Genomic DNA, 14,305 nt, shown 5'->3' with positions numbered 1-14,305 from the left:
CTACGCGACCCGGCCTGAGTGCGTTCTCACGCTCTCTCAGGGTGGAGCCGCCGAGCGAGGGCCTCGATCCCCTCGATCAGCGCCGGGCTCGGCTGATTGAGGAGCGAGTCGTCGAGGACGTGCACCGTCGCGTCGATGTCCCAGCCGCGCGCGTCGAAGTCGGGTTTCGCCCGCTCGCCGCGACCCCCGCGCCCGCAGTAGTGTGCGACGACGTGGTCGGGGTCGGCCCGCTCGACCGTCCCGCGATCTACTTCGCGGGAGCGTTTGCCGGGCTCGACGAACGGGTGTCGGCCGCCCGCCGCCCGCACGGCATCCGGCACCCAGTTGCCCGCGGCCATCGGCGGCTCGTCCCACTCCTCGCAGTAGACGACGGGCCGATCGGCGTCGGCGACGGCCTCGCGCACCGCCTCCACGCGCTTGCGGCAGCCGGCTTCGAGGGCCTCCCCGGCCGCGGGCCGCCCCACGTCGTCGCCGCGCGCCGCGAACCCCGAGAGAACGTCGTCAAGGCGCGCTGGCTCGCGGTGGCGGACCTCGTACCCTCGATCGACGAGCTCGTCCCGGACGTCGCGCTGGAGGGCGTCGCCCGTCAGGACGACGTCCGGGTCAACGTCGGCGAGGTGGTCGTAGTCGGGGTTCAACCAGCCGCCGACCGCGGGCGCGTCGACGTCGACCGTCGCGTTGTGCGTCACGCCGACGAGGTCGGCCTGCGCGCCGAGCGCGACGACGGTAGCGGTGGCGGCCGGTGCGAGCGAACAGACTCTCACGAACGATACCGCCGTATGTGGCGCGTACGCATACCGCTGTCGGTCAATTACGGAACCGTTAAGTGTTCTTTGCAGAAAGGAAGATGCCACGACGATTTCCGGGTTTTCCGGGGGCACACGCAGTATGCAAAACGCACGAACCAGAGCACGACAGCACGGAGAGCGCGAAACGGAGAGCGAAGACACCACCGAGTCGACCGACGAGTGTCCCGAATGTGGCGGCCTCGTCGTCGCCGACGAGGAGCACGGCGAGTCCGTCTGTATGGACTGCGGCCTCGTCGTCGACGAGGACGACATCGACCGCGGGCCCGAGTGGCGCGCGTTCGACTCCCAGGAGAAAGACCAGAAGTCCCGCGTCGGCGCGCCGACGACGAACACGATGCACGACAAGGGGCTCTCGACCAACATCGACTGGCGCGACAAGGACGCCTACGGCAACTCCCTCTCCTCGAACCAGCGCCAGAAGATGCAGCGGCTGCGCAAGTGGAACGAGCGCTTTCGCACCCGCGACGCGAAGGAGCGCAACCTGAAGCAGGCGCTCGGCGAGATCGACCGGATGGCGAGCGCGCTCGGCCTCCCCGACAACGTCCGCGAGATGGCCTCCGTCATCTATCGCCGCGCGCTCGAGGAGGACCTCCTCCCGGGGCGCTCCATCGAGGGCGTCTCGACGTCCTGCGTGTACGCCGCCGCCCGACAGGCTGGCGTCCCGCGCAGCCTTGATGAGATCACTGACGTCTCGCGCGTCGAGAAGGCCGAGATTGCCCGCACGTATCGCTACGTGATTCGGGAGCTCGGTCTGGAGGTTCGCCCTGCGGACCCCGAGAGCTACGTCCCGCGCTTCGCCTCCTCGCTCGGACTCAGCGACGAGGCTGAGCACCGCGCCCGCGACCTCCTCAAGACCGCGAAGGACAAGGGCGTCCACTCCGGGAAGTCGCCGGTCGGCCTCGCCGCCGCCGCCGTCTACGCCGCCGCGCTCCTCACGAACGAGAAGACGACGCAGGCCAAGGTGAGCGACGTCGCCGACATCAGCGAGGTCACGATCCGCAACCGCTACCACGAGCTCTTAGAGGCCGAGGACACCCTTCCGGCGTAACGACGCCGCATTCTCCGTTCGTCGTATCACACACCGATTCGACTATGTTCGCGCGTTTGACGGTCGTCGCATCCTGCGTCGATCCGACTACGCCCGCGCGTTCGACACTCTCGACGCGTAGCGACGCATCCCTAGATCCGACCCGACTGACCCGTCGGCAGTGGCTTTTATCCGCTGGCCGTCGAACGCGGAGGCATGCAGACGCCCTCTTTCCCCGTCCGTGCCGCGATCTTCGTCGTCGGTGCGCTCCTCGCCGGTGCCGTCGCTGGCATCGTTTCGACTGTCGCACTCGACCCGTTTCCGTTCGCCATCGGCCTCGCGGTCGCCGTCCCCGTCATGGACGTCGCGCTCTCCCCCGAAACCGTCCCGAGCGACCGGGATCACGCCCTCGAACTCGGCGTCGCCGCCGCGATCGCCGGGATCGTCGTCGGCTGTGCCGTCGGTGCGCTGGTGCTCGCTCTCGCGCTCGGCGAGTACGCCACGATTGGTCTCACCGCCGCCGCGACGTTCCTCGCGGCCGAGTACGGCGGGCGTGCTGTGCTTCGACGAATCCCCCGTTCCTAAGAGCACGGCGGGCGAACCCCGGCCATGCTCTCGTTCGACGATTTCACGCTCTGTGCCGCGACGGCCGACCTCGCCGACGAACCCGCGGCCCGCGCGCACGCCGACGCCGTCGAGTTCCGCGTGGACCTCGCTGCCGACTCCGACGCACAGCTCCGGGACTACGACGGTGAGCTTCCCCTCCTAGTGACGAACCGCCACGAGGGACAAGGCGGCGAGGCCACGGACGACGACGCGCGTCTCGACGCGCTCAAAACCGCCGTCACACACGACGCCGTCGGCGCGGTCGACCTCGAACTCGATACCTGCCTCGATGGCCGCGGCGAGGGCGTCCGCACGGCCGCCCACGAGCACGGCGCGTCGGTCGTCGTTTCCGCCCACGACTTCGACGGGACGCCGCTCCGCCAGGACATCCGCGGGATCCTCGGGAACGCCTTGGAGTACGGGGATGTCGCCAAACTGGCCGTCACGGCCATCGAGCGCACGGACGTTCTCGATCTCATCACGGTGACGCACGAATACGACGTCGAGGGCGAGCGGATCGCGACGATGGCGATGGGTGAGGCGGGCAGGCACTCCCGCGCCGTCCTCCCCGTCTACGGCTCGCGGATCGGCTACGCGCCCGTCGATCCTGCGGAGGCTACGGCACCGGGACAGTACGATCTCGCGACGCTGCGACAGTTGGTTGACGATCTCCGCGGGGAGTGAGCACCGCTCGCACCCGTGGCGCTCAGTCGACGAGCGCGAGCGCGTCGTCGACGGCGGCCGCGACCGCCGCGCGTGCACCCTCGTCGAGTTCGACGAGCGGCGGACGGACCGCCGCGTCGTCGATCCGGCCGCGCGCCGCGAGCGCCGCCTTCGTCGCCGGTGCGAACCCGTGGTCGGCGCAGAACGCGAAGAGAGGCGTGAGCGCGTCGGTGTGGAGTTCGCGTGCCCGTGCGTCGTCACCCTTGTTCAGGGCGTCGCGGACGGCCGCGAACACCTCGGGGACGGCGTTCGAGAGGGCGTTGATTCCGCCGGTCGCCTCCATGAGCCCCGCGGGCACGAGCTGGCCGTCCACGCCCTGATAGACGGCGAAGTCGTCGGGCGTCGTCGCGAGGACGTCCGTGAAATAGCCGAAATCGCCGCTGGAGTCCTTCAACCCGAGGACGTCGTCGCGGTCGGCGAGTTCGGCGACGGTCTCGACCGGGATTTCGCTCCCCGTGCACGCCGGGATGTTGTAGAGATAGAGCGGCAACGGACTTCGATCGGCGACGCGGCGGAGGAAGCGTGCGTTCCCGTCGGCCGCGTTGGCGGTGTGGAAGTACGGGACGACGACGAGGCCGGCGTCCGCCCCGACCTCCGCGGCGGCCGTGAGCGCGTCGACAGTGTCGGGCACGGACGTCGCGCCCGCGCCGGCGATCAGCGTCGTGTCGTCGCCCGCGACCGCCCGCACGCGTTCGAGGACTGTGCGGTTCTCCGCGCGCGTCAGACTCGCGAACTCGCCCGTCGTTCCACAGGGGACGAGACCGTCGAGACCGGCGTCGAGCACGCCGCGCGTGACGGTGTCGAGCGCGTCGACGTCGATCGATCCGTCGGCGGTCATCGGCGTGACGAGCGGACAGTGGACCCGTGTGTCTGTCATGGTCGTTCGCTCGGCGGCCGGGACCATAGTGTCTTCTACGGCGCGCGAGAGGCGGGGTCGACGACCAACCACGTTCCGATGCTTGCGCGTCGTCTCTCGTTGCGTCACACGCACTCCCTGCGGTCGTTCTCGTGACGGCCGCCGGTTCACCGCGAGCCTCCGGCTCGCGGGCCGACGAGCGACTGAAAGGAGTGAGGAAGGCTTTTAACGTAGCTTTTGCCAGCGAGGCCGGCCTCGTCGGCCGAGCGCAGCAAAAGGTACTATTCGACGTAGTCGATGTCGCGGCCGCTCGTGTCGAGTTCGGCGTCGTCGTTGTGCCCGTAGATCTGGGGTGACTCGACGCCGGTGACGACGACCATCGTGCGCATCTCGCCGTCGAGTTCGTCGTCCACGGAGGTCCCCCAGATGATGCGCGCGTCGGGGTCGATGCGGTCGTAGATCTCCTCGACGACGCCCTCGGCCTCTTCGATGGACATGTCGGGGCCGCCGGTGACGTTCACGAGCGCGGAGTTGGCTTGGCCGATGTCGACGTCGAGGAGCGGGCTCCGGAGGGCGCTCTTGACAGAGTCGACCGCCTTGGACTCGCTGTCGGATTCGCCGAGGCCGATCATGGCGACGCCGCCCTTCTCCATGACGGTGCGCACGTCGGCGAAGTCGAGGTTGACGAGCCCGGGTTTCGTGATGAGTTCGGTGATGCCCTTCACGGAGCGCATCAGCACCTCGTCGGAGACCTTGAACGCCTGGCGGACCGGGAGCTTGCCCACGGAGTCGAGCAGGCGGTCGTTCGGGACGACGATCACGGTGTCACTGACGTCGCGCAGGCGTTCGAGGCCGGCTTCGGCGTTGTTCCTGCGCACTTCACCCTCCGCGGTGAACGGGGTCGTGACGATGCTGATGGTGAGCGCGCCGGCCTCGCGGGCGGCCTCGGCGACGACGGGTGCGCTCCCCGTACCGGTCCCTCCGCCCAAGCCGGCGGTGACGAAGACCATGTCCGAGCCGGAGATAGACTCCTTGATCTCGTCCTGGGACTCCAGGGCGGCCTCCTCGCCGACCTGCGGGAGCGAGCCGGCCCCGCGTCCGCGAGTCTTCTCCTGGCCGATGAGGATCTTCGTGTCCGCCTCGATGTCGACGAGATGCTGCACGTCGGTGTTCGCGGCGACGAGCTTCGCGCCCTCGATGCCTTCCTCGAACATCCGATCGACGGTGTTCGACCCCGCGCCGCCACAGCCGACGACTGTGATGTTCGTCTGGAGCTCTTCGAGTACCCCGAGCAGCTCCTCGTCGGACATGCGCCCGGAGTCCCCCCCACCGCCGTCCGCGTCGGGGGAAACGCCGGTGGAGGACGCCTCGTCCTCCTCGGCCTCGTCGATTGCGTCCTGCACGATGGAGTCCATTTGCCTATACAGTAAACGAGAAGTGTTTAATTACCTTTTCCCTCACTCGGATCGGCGAGCGCGTAGATTTCCGTTCGCTCGCGCGAGACGTCGGCGGGCGCGACGGTCTCTCCGTCCACTGCGACGGCCTCGCCGTTCGCCAGTCGGCCGTATTTCGGGCCTTCCGGGACGCCGCGATCGGCCGCGGCCGCCGGGTCGAACGCGGTATCGGTGATCCGTATCGTCCCGTCCTCGCGCGCCACCGTGTCGTACTTTTCGCCCAACAGCGCTGCGAGCGCGTCCACGTAGGCGTCGTACGCGTCCGCGTCCGGGAGCGCGATCTCGCCGGCAACGCGGTTGCCGTTCTCCTCGGTCGTGTACGCAAACGCGTTCGCGGAGGTGGCGGCGAGCGCAGCGTCCGAATCCACGCTGTGCGCGTCCGCCCAGAGGTCGTCCGGGTGGTCGACGAGAATGTACTCCGCGTCTGCCGTCGCTTCTCGTGCCCGCTCCCCGAACCGCAGGCCGTCGTCGACGCTCGCCACCGCGGCTTCGAGGTCGGCGACGAGGTCGAGAGCGACGCCCGTCGTCTCGCGGAGCCACGTCTCGCTTACGACGTCGTAGCCGAGGTCGTCGAGCACCTCCCGTAGGCGCGGCTTCTCGCCGTCCACGACGGCCCGCGTCGCGCCGCTCGCCGCGAAGACGCGCTCGATCACGTCTCGCCCCTCGCGGGGGTCGCCGAGGTCGTCGAGACACCAGTCCGCGGCGACGTGCCCGACGGCCCAGTCTGTCTCCGCGACGATCCGCGTGGGACGCGGGACGTAGTGGCCGCCGCCGAACGCCACGACTGTCCGCTCGGTCTGAGGGACCACCCCGCGGAGGTCGAGGATCGCGTCGGCGACCGCGGCGGCACCGACGTCGTCCGCCCACTCGGCCTCGGAGGAGCCGAGCTCGACGAACATCGAGGGCGCGCCGACCGCGGTCGGGCCGTGGTGGGTGCACTCCATCCCGGCATCGTACCCCTCGGGGGTGTGCTCGTCGAGCGCACGGACGACCGCGTGGTGGGCGTTCGGGCAGGCCGCGGCGAGCGCGCGATCCGATCCGCCGTGTTCGGCTGCGCCGAAGTTCCCCGTGAAGTGCGCGGTGAGGAGCGGGCCCGTCTCGCCGGCGTGGCGCGACGCAAAGACGAGGAAGTCGAGGTCCTCGAACGCCGCGGCGACGCCGTCGAGTTCGAGGTGCCACGGGTCGAATGCCAGCAACTCGAAGCCGTCCGCGACGTAGCGCGCGATGTGCTCGGGGCCGCCGCTTGATCCGCCCTCGTCGTCACGCTCCCAGTCGGCGCGTTCGCGTAGCTGTTCGCCGATCCGCACGGACGCACTGTCGGCGCGACTCACGACGATCCCGACGGTCATACCGGGCGAACGGCGCGGGCGCGCTTAGGGGCGTCGAACCCGATGGCGACGGGGAAGTGAGGGGGAATCGCTTATGGGCGAGCAACCGAATCACTCAGCTATGCAGACAAGTCTCCTCGCACCGGCACTCCTCTCTGCGACGGCCGACCGCGCGCTTCTCCTCGCCGGCTCGTTCGCGCTCCTCCTGCTCGGTGCCGAAGTGTTCACGAACGGCGTCGAGTGGCTCGGCCATCGCCTCGGCGTCAGCGAGTCCGCGACGGGGAGCATCCTCGCCGCCGTCGGCACCGCGCTCCCGGAGACCCTCATCCCCGTCATTGCGATCGTGCAGGGCGGCGAGGAGGCCGCACACGTCGGCGTCGGGGCGATCCTCGGCGCGCCGTTCATGCTCGCGACCATCGCGATGTTCCTCGTCGGCGTCAGCGTCCTCCACTTCCGCGATCGGCGGACGTTCGGCGACGAGATGCACTTCAACGACGCGGCGACCCGCCGCGACCTCTCATTCTTCCTCGTCGGCTACGTCATCGCGTTCGCCGCCGCGTTCGTCGACAACCGCCCCGTGGAGTACGCGATGGGCGCACTCCTCGTCATCCTCTATCTCGTCTATCTTGTGCGCTCGCTCCGGAGCGGCGAACTCGCCGAGAGCGAGGACTTAGACGCTCTCCACCTCGGCCTCATCGTCGAGCGCGTCGCCGCCCGCTTCGGTTACGATCCGCACGAGCACGGCGAGAATCCTCACCTCTTCTTCGTCGCGTTCCAGACGATGCTCGCGCTCGCCCTCATCATTGCCGGCGCACACCTGTTCGTCAGCGAAGTGCAGTGGCTCTCCACACACGTCCTCAACGTCCCCATCGCCATCGTCGCGCTCCTCATCGCGCCCCTCGCCACCGAACTCCCCGAGAAGTTCAACTCCGTCCTCTGGATCTCCCGCGACAAGGACACGCTCGCACTCGGCAACATCACCGGCGCGATGGCGTTTCAGGGGACGCTCCCCGTCACGCTCGGCATCGTCTTCACCGACTGGGACCTCTCGCTCGCGTGGGGGACTTCAGGGTTCCTCAACGCCGTGTCAGTCGTCCTCGCCGTCGTCTCCGGCGGCATCCTCTACCTCCGCGCGCGCACCGCAGCCGAGGAGCCGATGAAGCCCCGGCCCTTCCTGATCGGCGGACTCTTCTACGCCGCCTTCATCGCGCTCGTCGTCTACTTCGTCGTCGTCCTCGGCGTCACCGCCAGCGGCGGTCACTGACGGCCGTCCGACCCCTCGGCCCTCGCCGTCCGAGCGGGGGACTTTTGCCGCCGGCTCACCCCCCATCGCTATGGACGTCTACGGACTCATCGGAAATCCGGTGGGCCACTCGCTCTCCCCACCGATGCACGAGGCCGCCTACGAGGAACTCGACCTGGACGCGCGCTACGTCACGCTCGAACCCGACGCTGCGGACGGCGCGGCCGCGATCAGTGCCGCCGACACGCTCGGCCTCGCCGGCCTCAACGTCACCATCCCGTTCAAGCAGGACGCCCTCGCCGCCGTGGAACCCGACGACCTCGCACGCCGCGTCGGCGCGGTCAACACCGTCGACTTCTCCGGGCCGGTTCCGACGGGCCACAACACGGACGTCGCGGGCGTCAGACGCTCGTTCGAGCACTTCGACGTCCCGCTTGCGGGGGCTGACGCCGTTCTCGTCGGTGCCGGCGGTGCGGCGCGGGCGGCCGCCGTCGCACTCGTCGAGGACGGGGCGAACGTCCACGTCGCCAACCGTACCGTCGAGCGCGCCGAAGCGCTCGCGGACGACGTCGGCGCGACCGCCTCCGGACTCGACACGCTCGACGATCGCCTCGCCGGCGCGGACGTCCTCGTGAACGCGACGAGTGTCGGGATGGAAGACGACGTCTCTCCCGTCCCCGCCGAGGCGCTGCACGGCGACCTCGCGGTCCTCGACGCCGTCTACTCGCCCCTCGAAACGCGACTCCTCCGCGACGCCGTCGCGGCGGGTGCCACGACCATCGACGGCGCGTGGATGCTTCTCTATCAGGGCGTTGCCGCCTTCGAGCGCTGGACGGGGATCGATGCGCCCGTGGTGGCGATGAACGACGCGCTCCGGGACCGGGTTTAAGTTCTGCCCGGGTGTTAGCCGGGTGTATGAGCCTCATCTCGAAACTGAAAACGCTGCTCGGCCTCGGGTCCGACGGATCAGGACGGGGCCACGACGCCGGCGTTACTACGGAGACTGACGGCGTCGAGGAACCGCCGGCCGCCGCGACCGACGCAACCGCGTCGACGGAGTCGCTCGTCGAGGAGTCCGTCGAGGAGGGTGATCCCGCCTCGCCGGCCAAAGCCGCCGAACCCGCGGAGGCTGCCGGCCCGGGCGAGGACGACATGACGACTGACGTCGCAGACGTCGAGCCAAGCGACGAAACCGGGGCGGACGAGTCTGTTGAGGAAGGCGAATCCGATGTCGAGGAACCACTGGCCGCCGCGACGGATGCTGCGGCGTCGACCGAATCGCTCGTCGAGGAGTCCGTCGAGGAAGGCGAACCCGCCTCGCCGGCCGAAGCCGCCGAACCCGCGGAGGCTGCCGGCCCGGGCGAGGACAACATGACGACCGACGTCGCGGATGTCGAGCCAAGCGACGAAACTGGGACGGACGAGTCTGTCAGGGAGGGCGAATCCGACGTCGATGAACCACTGGCAGCGGCGACGGACGCCGCGGCATCCACCGAGTCGCTCGTCGACGACGCAGTCGAGGAGGCGGAACCCGAGTCGCCCGCTGACGCGGCCGAGCCCGCCGAGGCCGCTGGACCGAGCGAGGCCGACATGGAGACCGACATCGCGGACATCGAGGTGGAGACGGGCGACGACGTCGCCGACACCGAGGGTGCCGAATCGGTCGAGATCGTCTCCGGTGTCGGCCCCGCCTACGCCGAACGCCTCAACGAGGCCGGCGTCGAAACCGTGGCTGACCTCGCGACCGCCGATGTCGACGCGCTCGCCGAGGAAACCGGGCTCTCGCCGAAACGCATCCGCCGCTGGGTGGACGACGCGACCGACCGCGTCGACAAATGAGCGCGGGCACGCGGATGGCGGCGGTCGACGATATCCCGACCGATTCGACGCTGCTCGTCACGCTTCGAGACGCGAGCGGCGCGGAGGTCGAGTTCGTCCTCGTCCGCGTCGGCGGCGGCGACGTCGAGGCGTGGCGTAACGTGTGCCCCCACTGGACGGATGTCCGCTTCGACAAGGGCGACGGCGCGACGGTCCGAAACGCCGAACTCGTCTGCGGGAAACACGGCGCGACATTCGACACGGAGAGCGGCTACTGTGACTTCGGGCCGCCCGAGGGGGCGACGCTCGACGCCGCCGACGTGGCGATTATGGACGGTTCCGTCCACCTCGTCGACGACGACTACGACTTCCTCCGGGTGGGCGAAGCCGACGCGGAGCGCGACCGCTCGACCAACCCCGGCGAACGGCTGGGCTTCTAGGTCTCGACGACGAACGCGGGCTCCTCGATGCCCTCGTGTTTACACTCCGGGCAGCGCGAGGGGAGGTTTAGCGGGTCGTCGAATCCCGTAAAGCCGCACTCGCGACACTCCGGCGGGCGGACGAGCAGCTCTTCGTCGCCAGCGCCTCGAACGGATCTCGCGACGTGCTCGACGTGCCCGAGCGCGGCGTGCGGCGTCACCTCGAAGCGTTCTGCGAGCGAACTCGGCGTCTCCGGGCCCTCGCGCAGCGCGTCGGCGATGCGCTCGCGCGTCGTCCGTGACTCCATACCAGCGCTACGCCGTCTCGCGGTTTAGCGGTGGCGGTGCTCGCGACTCGTACTTTGAAGGAAAAAGGACTTAGGTACCGCGGGAATCCGTGAGCGTATGAAAGCCGTCGTGCTGGCGGGTGGGTACGCGACGCGGCTCTGGCCCATCACCAAGAACCGACCGAAGATGTTCCTCCCCGTCGGCGACTCCACGGTCATCGACCGGATCTTCGCCGAACTTGAGGCCGACGACCGCATCGACGAGGTGTTCGTCTCGACGAACGAGCGCTTCGCGGACGACTTCCGCGAGCACCTCGCCGAATCCGACTACGAGAAGCCGACGCTCTCCGTCGAGGACACGAGCGAGGAGGACGAGAAGTTCGGCGTCGTCGGCGCGCTCGCCCAGCTCTTCGAGCGCGAGAACGTCGCAGACGACACGCTCGTCATCGCCGGCGACAACCTCATCAGCTTCGACGTCGCGGACTTCGTCGACTTCTTCGAGGAGACGGAGACCCCGACGATCGCCGCTTACGACGTCGGGAGCTACGAGCGCGCGAAGTCCTACGGGCTCGTCGACCTCGAGGGCGACAAGGTCGTCGACTTCCAGGAGAAGCCCGACAACCCGAAGAGCACGCTTGTCTCCATCGCTTGCTACGCCTTCCCCGAGGACGTCGTCCCGCTCTTTGATGAGTACCTCGAGGCGGGCGAGAACCCCGACGAGCCCGGCTGGTTCATCCAGTGGCTCCAGGCCCGCACCGGCGTCCACGCCTACACCTTCGAGGGCGCGTGGTTTGACATCGGCACCCCCGAGTCGTATCTCGATGCCGTCGCGTGGACGCTCGGCGGCGACTCGCTCGTCGACGACGACGCCACCGTCGAGAACACCGTCATCGGCGACGACGTCCACGTTATGTCCGGCGCGGAGGTCGTCGACTCCAGTCTCGATCGCGCTGTCGTCTTCCCCGACGCCACGCTCTACGAGTGCGACGTCCGTGACTCCATCATCGACCGGGACACCCGCCTCGAAAACATCGACTTCTCGGGCGCGCTCATCGGCGCGCACACGCACATCACGAACGGCGACGGCGAGTAGCGCTCACTCCTTCTCGATCAGCGCCACGTCGCGGAACTCGACCCGCGCGCCGCCGCCCAGGTCGTCCGCGAGGCGCATCTCCCACCCGTGCTCGGACGCGACCGTCCCGACGATGTGGAGGCCGTAGTGCCCCCCGACCGGCCCGTCGGCCGCTACCGCCTGGGCCTTCACGTCGTCGCCGAATCCCGGTCCGTCGTCCGAAACGTAGAAGCCCTCCGCGTCGCCGAGCACGCCGACGCGGACCGCCACGTCCCGTCTCCCGTGCTCCACGGCGTTGCGAAAGAGGTTCTCGAAGACCTGCCGGAGTCGACTCCGGTTCGCCCGCACCTGCCACACGCCGTCCGGGAGCGTGAGCGTCGCATCATCTGTCGCCACCGTCTCCCACGCCGCCCGCGCGATCGCGTGGAGGAGGAGCGTATCGGGGGCCCGTGCCTCCCCTTCGTCGCGGGCGCGCGCCAGCATGTCCTCGATGATCGCGTCGATCCGGTCCAGCGACTCATCCACCGTCTCGAAGAACTCCTCGCGCTTCGCGGTGTCGTCCGCGTGCCGGCCGAGCGCGAGCTGGGCTTTCGCGACCTGCAAGGGATTGCGCAGGTCGTGTGAGAGCACGTCCGCAAACTCCTCCAGTTCCTCTTTCTGCTCTCGCAACGCCGCCTCGCGTTGTTTGCGCTCCGTTACGTCCGTGAACATCCCGGTGAACACCCGTTCGCCGCGGTACTCGTGTGTGCGGAGACTCACCATAACCGGCACCTCGTGGCCGTCCTTGTGGAGCGCCGGGAGCTCGACGCCGTCCCAGTCGATGTGTCGCTCGCCGGTCTCGACGAACGCGTCCAGCCCGTTCTGGTGCGCGGAGCGCAACCGATCCGGGATGATCGTCATCTTCGAGCTGCCGATCAGCTCCTCAGGCGTGTATCCAAGGATCGGCTCGATTGCGGGGTTCGCGAAGAGGATGACGCTGTCCGTGTCGATCGTCAAGATTCCCTGTGACGTGTTTTCGACGAGCACTTGCAGGAACTCCGATTCCTCGCGGAGCGACCCTCCGGCCCGAACCAAATCGGCGACATCCCCCATGAACGACACCTCGGGCCGAACGAGTGATAAGGGTTTCCTGCCCCACCTTTTTCGTCGTCGGGTCGGCGGAGCCGACCACTCCTCGAAAAAGCTGGACCAAAAAGGCGGCGCGCTCCGCGCGCCGTCGAATCGCCGGAGCCGTCACCGCCGCGCCCCCGCACCGCCCCCGCACCGCCCCGCACCGCTCCGAACGCCCTGCACCGCACCGCCTCGCCTCGTCCCGCATCGCCTCGCCCTGCACCGCACTGTCTTTTTCCCGCCCTGTTGAAATCCTATTAGTTAGACACTATCTGCTGTGAAACACCCGGTAAAAGGGGTTGCGTACTTCTCGAGACAGACACCACTCACCCAGTCCAGATTACCTCTGGAGCCAATATGAGGAGACCGAGGAAGACGATGATGACACCGAGGCCAACTATTCTAAGTACGCCTGCTGAACGCTGTCGGGTCGGCGGAAGAGATTCGGCTACCCCGGTGAACGCGAACGCGATACCCAAAAAGAGCATATTGTGAGGGCCGTCGAGTACAATGCCGAAATACGCCCAGCCGAGGAGGCAAACGACGGAGAAGAGGGAGAAGAGGAGCCCCTTCCGCCGTCCATCTGGCTCACGAAACAGTATCTGTCGAACTGTGTTCACACGTACTAACAGACGTTTGACCAAGTAAATCGTTCGGCTGTACTTACCGCTGAGACTGGAAAGGCTGTTAACCGACTCGCGCCGTCTATTCAACAGGCCGCAATCAAACTATCAGCCACAGAGGATTTCAACAGAGCCTTTTTCCCCTATTCCCTCTCCGTATCGCCCACTCCCACCGCTATCCCAATCGTGCGTCGGTGATCTCGACGTGCCCCCGATTCCCTTCCCAAACGGTGTCGTACGCCAACTCGATCGGCTGGTCCATGTGCGGGGCGTCGGTGACGAACGTCTCGAACTCCCCGCCCTCGCCGAGCGGGTGGACGCCGTACTCGTCGTTGAGCGCTTCGAGGTCGGCGAGGGCGTCCCGATCGAGCGTCCGGCCGAGCCACGACTCATCGAGGCCGTACGCGGCGACCTGGAGGATCGTGATTTCGAAGTCCGCATCAAGCATCGCCTCACCGAGCTCGATCGGATCCTCGCCCCAGAGCGGCGCGAACACGGCACAACCGAGTCGGTCGGCCATCGCCTCGATGCGCGAGGTCTGGAACTCGCTCTCGATCGCACCTGCCGTGACGCCCGCCAGCCCGCCGTCGAGGTCGGCCGCGAGGTCCCGTAGGGCGCGTTCGAGCGGTTCGAGTTCGGCGTCGCCCTGTGCGCCCGCATCGACGGCGTTCGGGGCGTCGAAGTCGTCGGGCTCGAGGTTCATGTGCTCGATCCCGATGCTCTCGGCGGCGAGACTCGTGAGGTGCGTCGCCGGCACATGGTACATGTAGGAATCCTCGCTCGGGTGGACGGTAAGCAGCCGCGTGACGTTCATGTCAGCCTCCAGGGCCTCGTAGAGCGCCCAACTGGAGTCCTTCCCACCCGAGAACAACGATACCCACTCGCCGTCGTCCACCTCATCCTCGCTCATACGCTCTCGTACGCGCCGAC

The 14,305-nt window shown here is 68.2% G+C and carries 16 protein-coding genes; 8 read left to right on the top strand and 8 right to left on the bottom strand.

Annotation, left to right across the window (positions count from 1 at the left end):
* Positions 1-26: 26 nt before the first annotated feature.
* A complete protein-coding gene (locus ABDZ36_RS02235; protein ID WP_211311800.1) occupies positions 27-764 on the bottom strand; it encodes a helical backbone metal receptor in 738 nt (245 codons plus the stop codon).
* Positions 765-888: 124 nt separating this feature from the next.
* Here ABDZ36_RS02235 and ABDZ36_RS02230 point away from each other — a divergent pair, with 124 nt between their 5' ends.
* From ABDZ36_RS02230 to ABDZ36_RS02220, 3 genes are all read left to right on the top strand, one after another.
* Positions 889-1,857 carry a transcription initiation factor IIB gene (locus ABDZ36_RS02230; protein ID WP_211311799.1) on the top strand — a complete coding sequence of 323 codons (969 nt, stop codon included), beginning with the start codon at positions 889-891 and terminating at the stop codon, positions 1,855-1,857.
* Positions 1,858-2,052: 195 nt separating this feature from the next.
* Positions 2,053-2,421, top strand: coding sequence for a hypothetical protein (locus ABDZ36_RS02225; protein ID WP_211311798.1), 369 nt, complete (start codon positions 2,053-2,055; stop codon positions 2,419-2,421).
* Positions 2,422-2,445: 24 nt separating this feature from the next.
* Positions 2,446-3,126: a type I 3-dehydroquinate dehydratase gene (locus ABDZ36_RS02220; RefSeq protein ID WP_211311797.1), complete on the top strand. Its 681-nt coding sequence runs from the start codon at positions 2,446-2,448 to the stop codon at positions 3,124-3,126.
* A 22-nt stretch (positions 3,127-3,148) separates the two neighbouring features.
* On the opposite strand, the gene ABDZ36_RS02215 is transcribed toward ABDZ36_RS02220, so the two are convergent.
* The 3 genes from ABDZ36_RS02215 to ABDZ36_RS02205 all read right to left on the bottom strand — a co-directional run bounded on the left by ABDZ36_RS02215 (position 3,149) and on the right by ABDZ36_RS02205 (position 6,824).
* Entirely contained in the window at positions 3,149-4,042 is an 894-nt protein-coding gene (locus ABDZ36_RS02215; RefSeq protein ID WP_211311796.1) for a dihydrodipicolinate synthase family protein, read from the bottom strand.
* Positions 4,043-4,302: 260 nt separating this feature from the next.
* Entirely contained in the window at positions 4,303-5,436 is a 1,134-nt protein-coding gene (gene ftsZ, locus ABDZ36_RS02210) for a cell division protein FtsZ (RefSeq protein WP_211311795.1), read from the bottom strand.
* 26 nt (positions 5,437-5,462) lie between these two features.
* Entirely contained in the window at positions 5,463-6,824 is a 1,362-nt protein-coding gene (locus tag ABDZ36_RS02205) for a D-aminoacyl-tRNA deacylase (RefSeq protein WP_211311794.1), read from the bottom strand.
* A 100-nt stretch (positions 6,825-6,924) separates the two neighbouring features.
* Here ABDZ36_RS02205 and ABDZ36_RS02200 point away from each other — a divergent pair, with 100 nt between their 5' ends.
* The 4 genes from ABDZ36_RS02200 (at position 6,925) to ABDZ36_RS02185 (ending at position 10,304) form a co-directional block, all read left to right on the top strand.
* Positions 6,925-8,067 (top strand): sodium:calcium antiporter, encoded by a 1,143-nt coding sequence (locus ABDZ36_RS02200; RefSeq protein ID WP_211311793.1) that lies wholly within the window; start codon positions 6,925-6,927, stop codon positions 8,065-8,067.
* Between the two features lie 70 nt (positions 8,068-8,137).
* Complete coding sequence (gene aroE / locus ABDZ36_RS02195; protein ID WP_211311792.1) at positions 8,138-8,935, top strand: shikimate dehydrogenase; 798 nt, start codon at positions 8,138-8,140, stop codon at positions 8,933-8,935.
* A 26-nt stretch (positions 8,936-8,961) separates the two neighbouring features.
* Complete coding sequence (locus tag ABDZ36_RS02190; RefSeq protein ID WP_211311791.1) at positions 8,962-9,885, top strand: helix-hairpin-helix domain-containing protein; 924 nt, start codon at positions 8,962-8,964, stop codon at positions 9,883-9,885.
* Positions 9,882-10,304, top strand: a complete 423-nt coding sequence (locus ABDZ36_RS02185) for a Rieske (2Fe-2S) protein (RefSeq protein ID WP_211311790.1) — start codon at positions 9,882-9,884, stop codon at positions 10,302-10,304. The genes ABDZ36_RS02190 and ABDZ36_RS02185 overlap by 4 nt, the downstream gene beginning before the upstream one ends.
* Here ABDZ36_RS02185 and ABDZ36_RS02180 read toward each other — a convergent pair.
* Positions 10,301-10,591: a transcriptional regulator gene (locus ABDZ36_RS02180; protein ID WP_211311789.1), complete on the bottom strand. Its 291-nt coding sequence runs from the start codon at positions 10,589-10,591 to the stop codon at positions 10,301-10,303. The two genes, ABDZ36_RS02185 and ABDZ36_RS02180, sit on opposite strands and share 4 nt — an antisense overlap.
* A gap of 97 nt (positions 10,592-10,688) precedes the next feature.
* Between ABDZ36_RS02180 and ABDZ36_RS02175 the strand changes: the two genes are divergently transcribed.
* The gene (locus ABDZ36_RS02175) at positions 10,689-11,663 is read left to right on the top strand and encodes a nucleotidyltransferase family protein (protein WP_211311788.1); all 975 of its coding nucleotides are present in this window, start codon (positions 10,689-10,691) and stop codon (positions 11,661-11,663) included.
* A 3-nt stretch (positions 11,664-11,666) separates the two neighbouring features.
* Here the strand turns inward: ABDZ36_RS02175 and ABDZ36_RS02170 are convergent, their stop codons facing one another.
* The 3 genes from ABDZ36_RS02170 to ABDZ36_RS02160 all read right to left on the bottom strand — a co-directional run bounded on the left by ABDZ36_RS02170 (position 11,667) and on the right by ABDZ36_RS02160 (position 14,285).
* Positions 11,667-12,734, bottom strand: coding sequence for a PAS domain S-box protein (locus tag ABDZ36_RS02170; RefSeq protein WP_211311787.1), 1,068 nt, complete (start codon positions 12,732-12,734; stop codon positions 11,667-11,669).
* Positions 12,735-13,078: 344 nt separating this feature from the next.
* Entirely contained in the window at positions 13,079-13,372 is a 294-nt protein-coding gene (locus ABDZ36_RS02165) for a DUF8011 family protein (RefSeq protein WP_211311786.1), read from the bottom strand.
* A gap of 178 nt (positions 13,373-13,550) precedes the next feature.
* On the bottom strand, positions 13,551-14,285 hold the full coding sequence (locus tag ABDZ36_RS02160; RefSeq protein WP_343749184.1) for a diphthine--ammonia ligase: 735 nt from the start codon (positions 14,283-14,285) through the stop codon (positions 13,551-13,553).
* Positions 14,286-14,305 lie beyond the last annotated feature (20 nt).

This window comes from Halarchaeum salinum (assembly GCF_039520965.1).
GTDB lineage: Archaea > Halobacteriota > Halobacteria > Halobacteriales > Halobacteriaceae > Halarchaeum > Halarchaeum salinum.
This window is presented reverse-complemented; position numbering and strand designations above follow the sequence as displayed.

Coding starts and splice junctions, on each gene's coding strand:
- ftsZ (WP_211311795.1), bottom strand. CDS start 5,436: ATGGACTCCATCGTGCAGGACGCAATCGACGAGGCCGAGGAGGACGAG.
- ABDZ36_RS02230 (WP_211311799.1), top strand. CDS start 889: ATGCAAAACGCACGAACCAGAGCACGACAGCACGGAGAGCGCGAAACG.
- ABDZ36_RS02160 (WP_343749184.1), bottom strand. CDS start 14,285: ATGAGCGAGGATGAGGTGGACGACGGCGAGTGGGTATCGTTGTTCTCG.
- ABDZ36_RS02190 (WP_211311791.1), top strand. CDS start 8,962: ATGAGCCTCATCTCGAAACTGAAAACGCTGCTCGGCCTCGGGTCCGAC.
- ABDZ36_RS02170 (WP_211311787.1), bottom strand. CDS start 12,734: ATGGGGGATGTCGCCGATTTGGTTCGGGCCGGAGGGTCGCTCCGCGAG.
- aroE (WP_211311792.1), top strand. CDS start 8,138: ATGGACGTCTACGGACTCATCGGAAATCCGGTGGGCCACTCGCTCTCC.
- ABDZ36_RS02180 (WP_211311789.1), bottom strand. CDS start 10,591: ATGGAGTCACGGACGACGCGCGAGCGCATCGCCGACGCGCTGCGCGAG.
- ABDZ36_RS02200 (WP_211311793.1), top strand. CDS start 6,925: ATGCAGACAAGTCTCCTCGCACCGGCACTCCTCTCTGCGACGGCCGAC.
- ABDZ36_RS02220 (WP_211311797.1), top strand. CDS start 2,446: ATGCTCTCGTTCGACGATTTCACGCTCTGTGCCGCGACGGCCGACCTC.
- ABDZ36_RS02225 (WP_211311798.1), top strand. CDS start 2,053: ATGCAGACGCCCTCTTTCCCCGTCCGTGCCGCGATCTTCGTCGTCGGT.
- ABDZ36_RS02185 (WP_211311790.1), top strand. CDS start 9,882: ATGAGCGCGGGCACGCGGATGGCGGCGGTCGACGATATCCCGACCGAT.
- ABDZ36_RS02205 (WP_211311794.1), bottom strand. CDS start 6,824: ATGACCGTCGGGATCGTCGTGAGTCGCGCCGACAGTGCGTCCGTGCGG.
- ABDZ36_RS02215 (WP_211311796.1), bottom strand. CDS start 4,042: ATGACAGACACACGGGTCCACTGTCCGCTCGTCACGCCGATGACCGCC.
- ABDZ36_RS02175 (WP_211311788.1), top strand. CDS start 10,689: ATGAAAGCCGTCGTGCTGGCGGGTGGGTACGCGACGCGGCTCTGGCCC.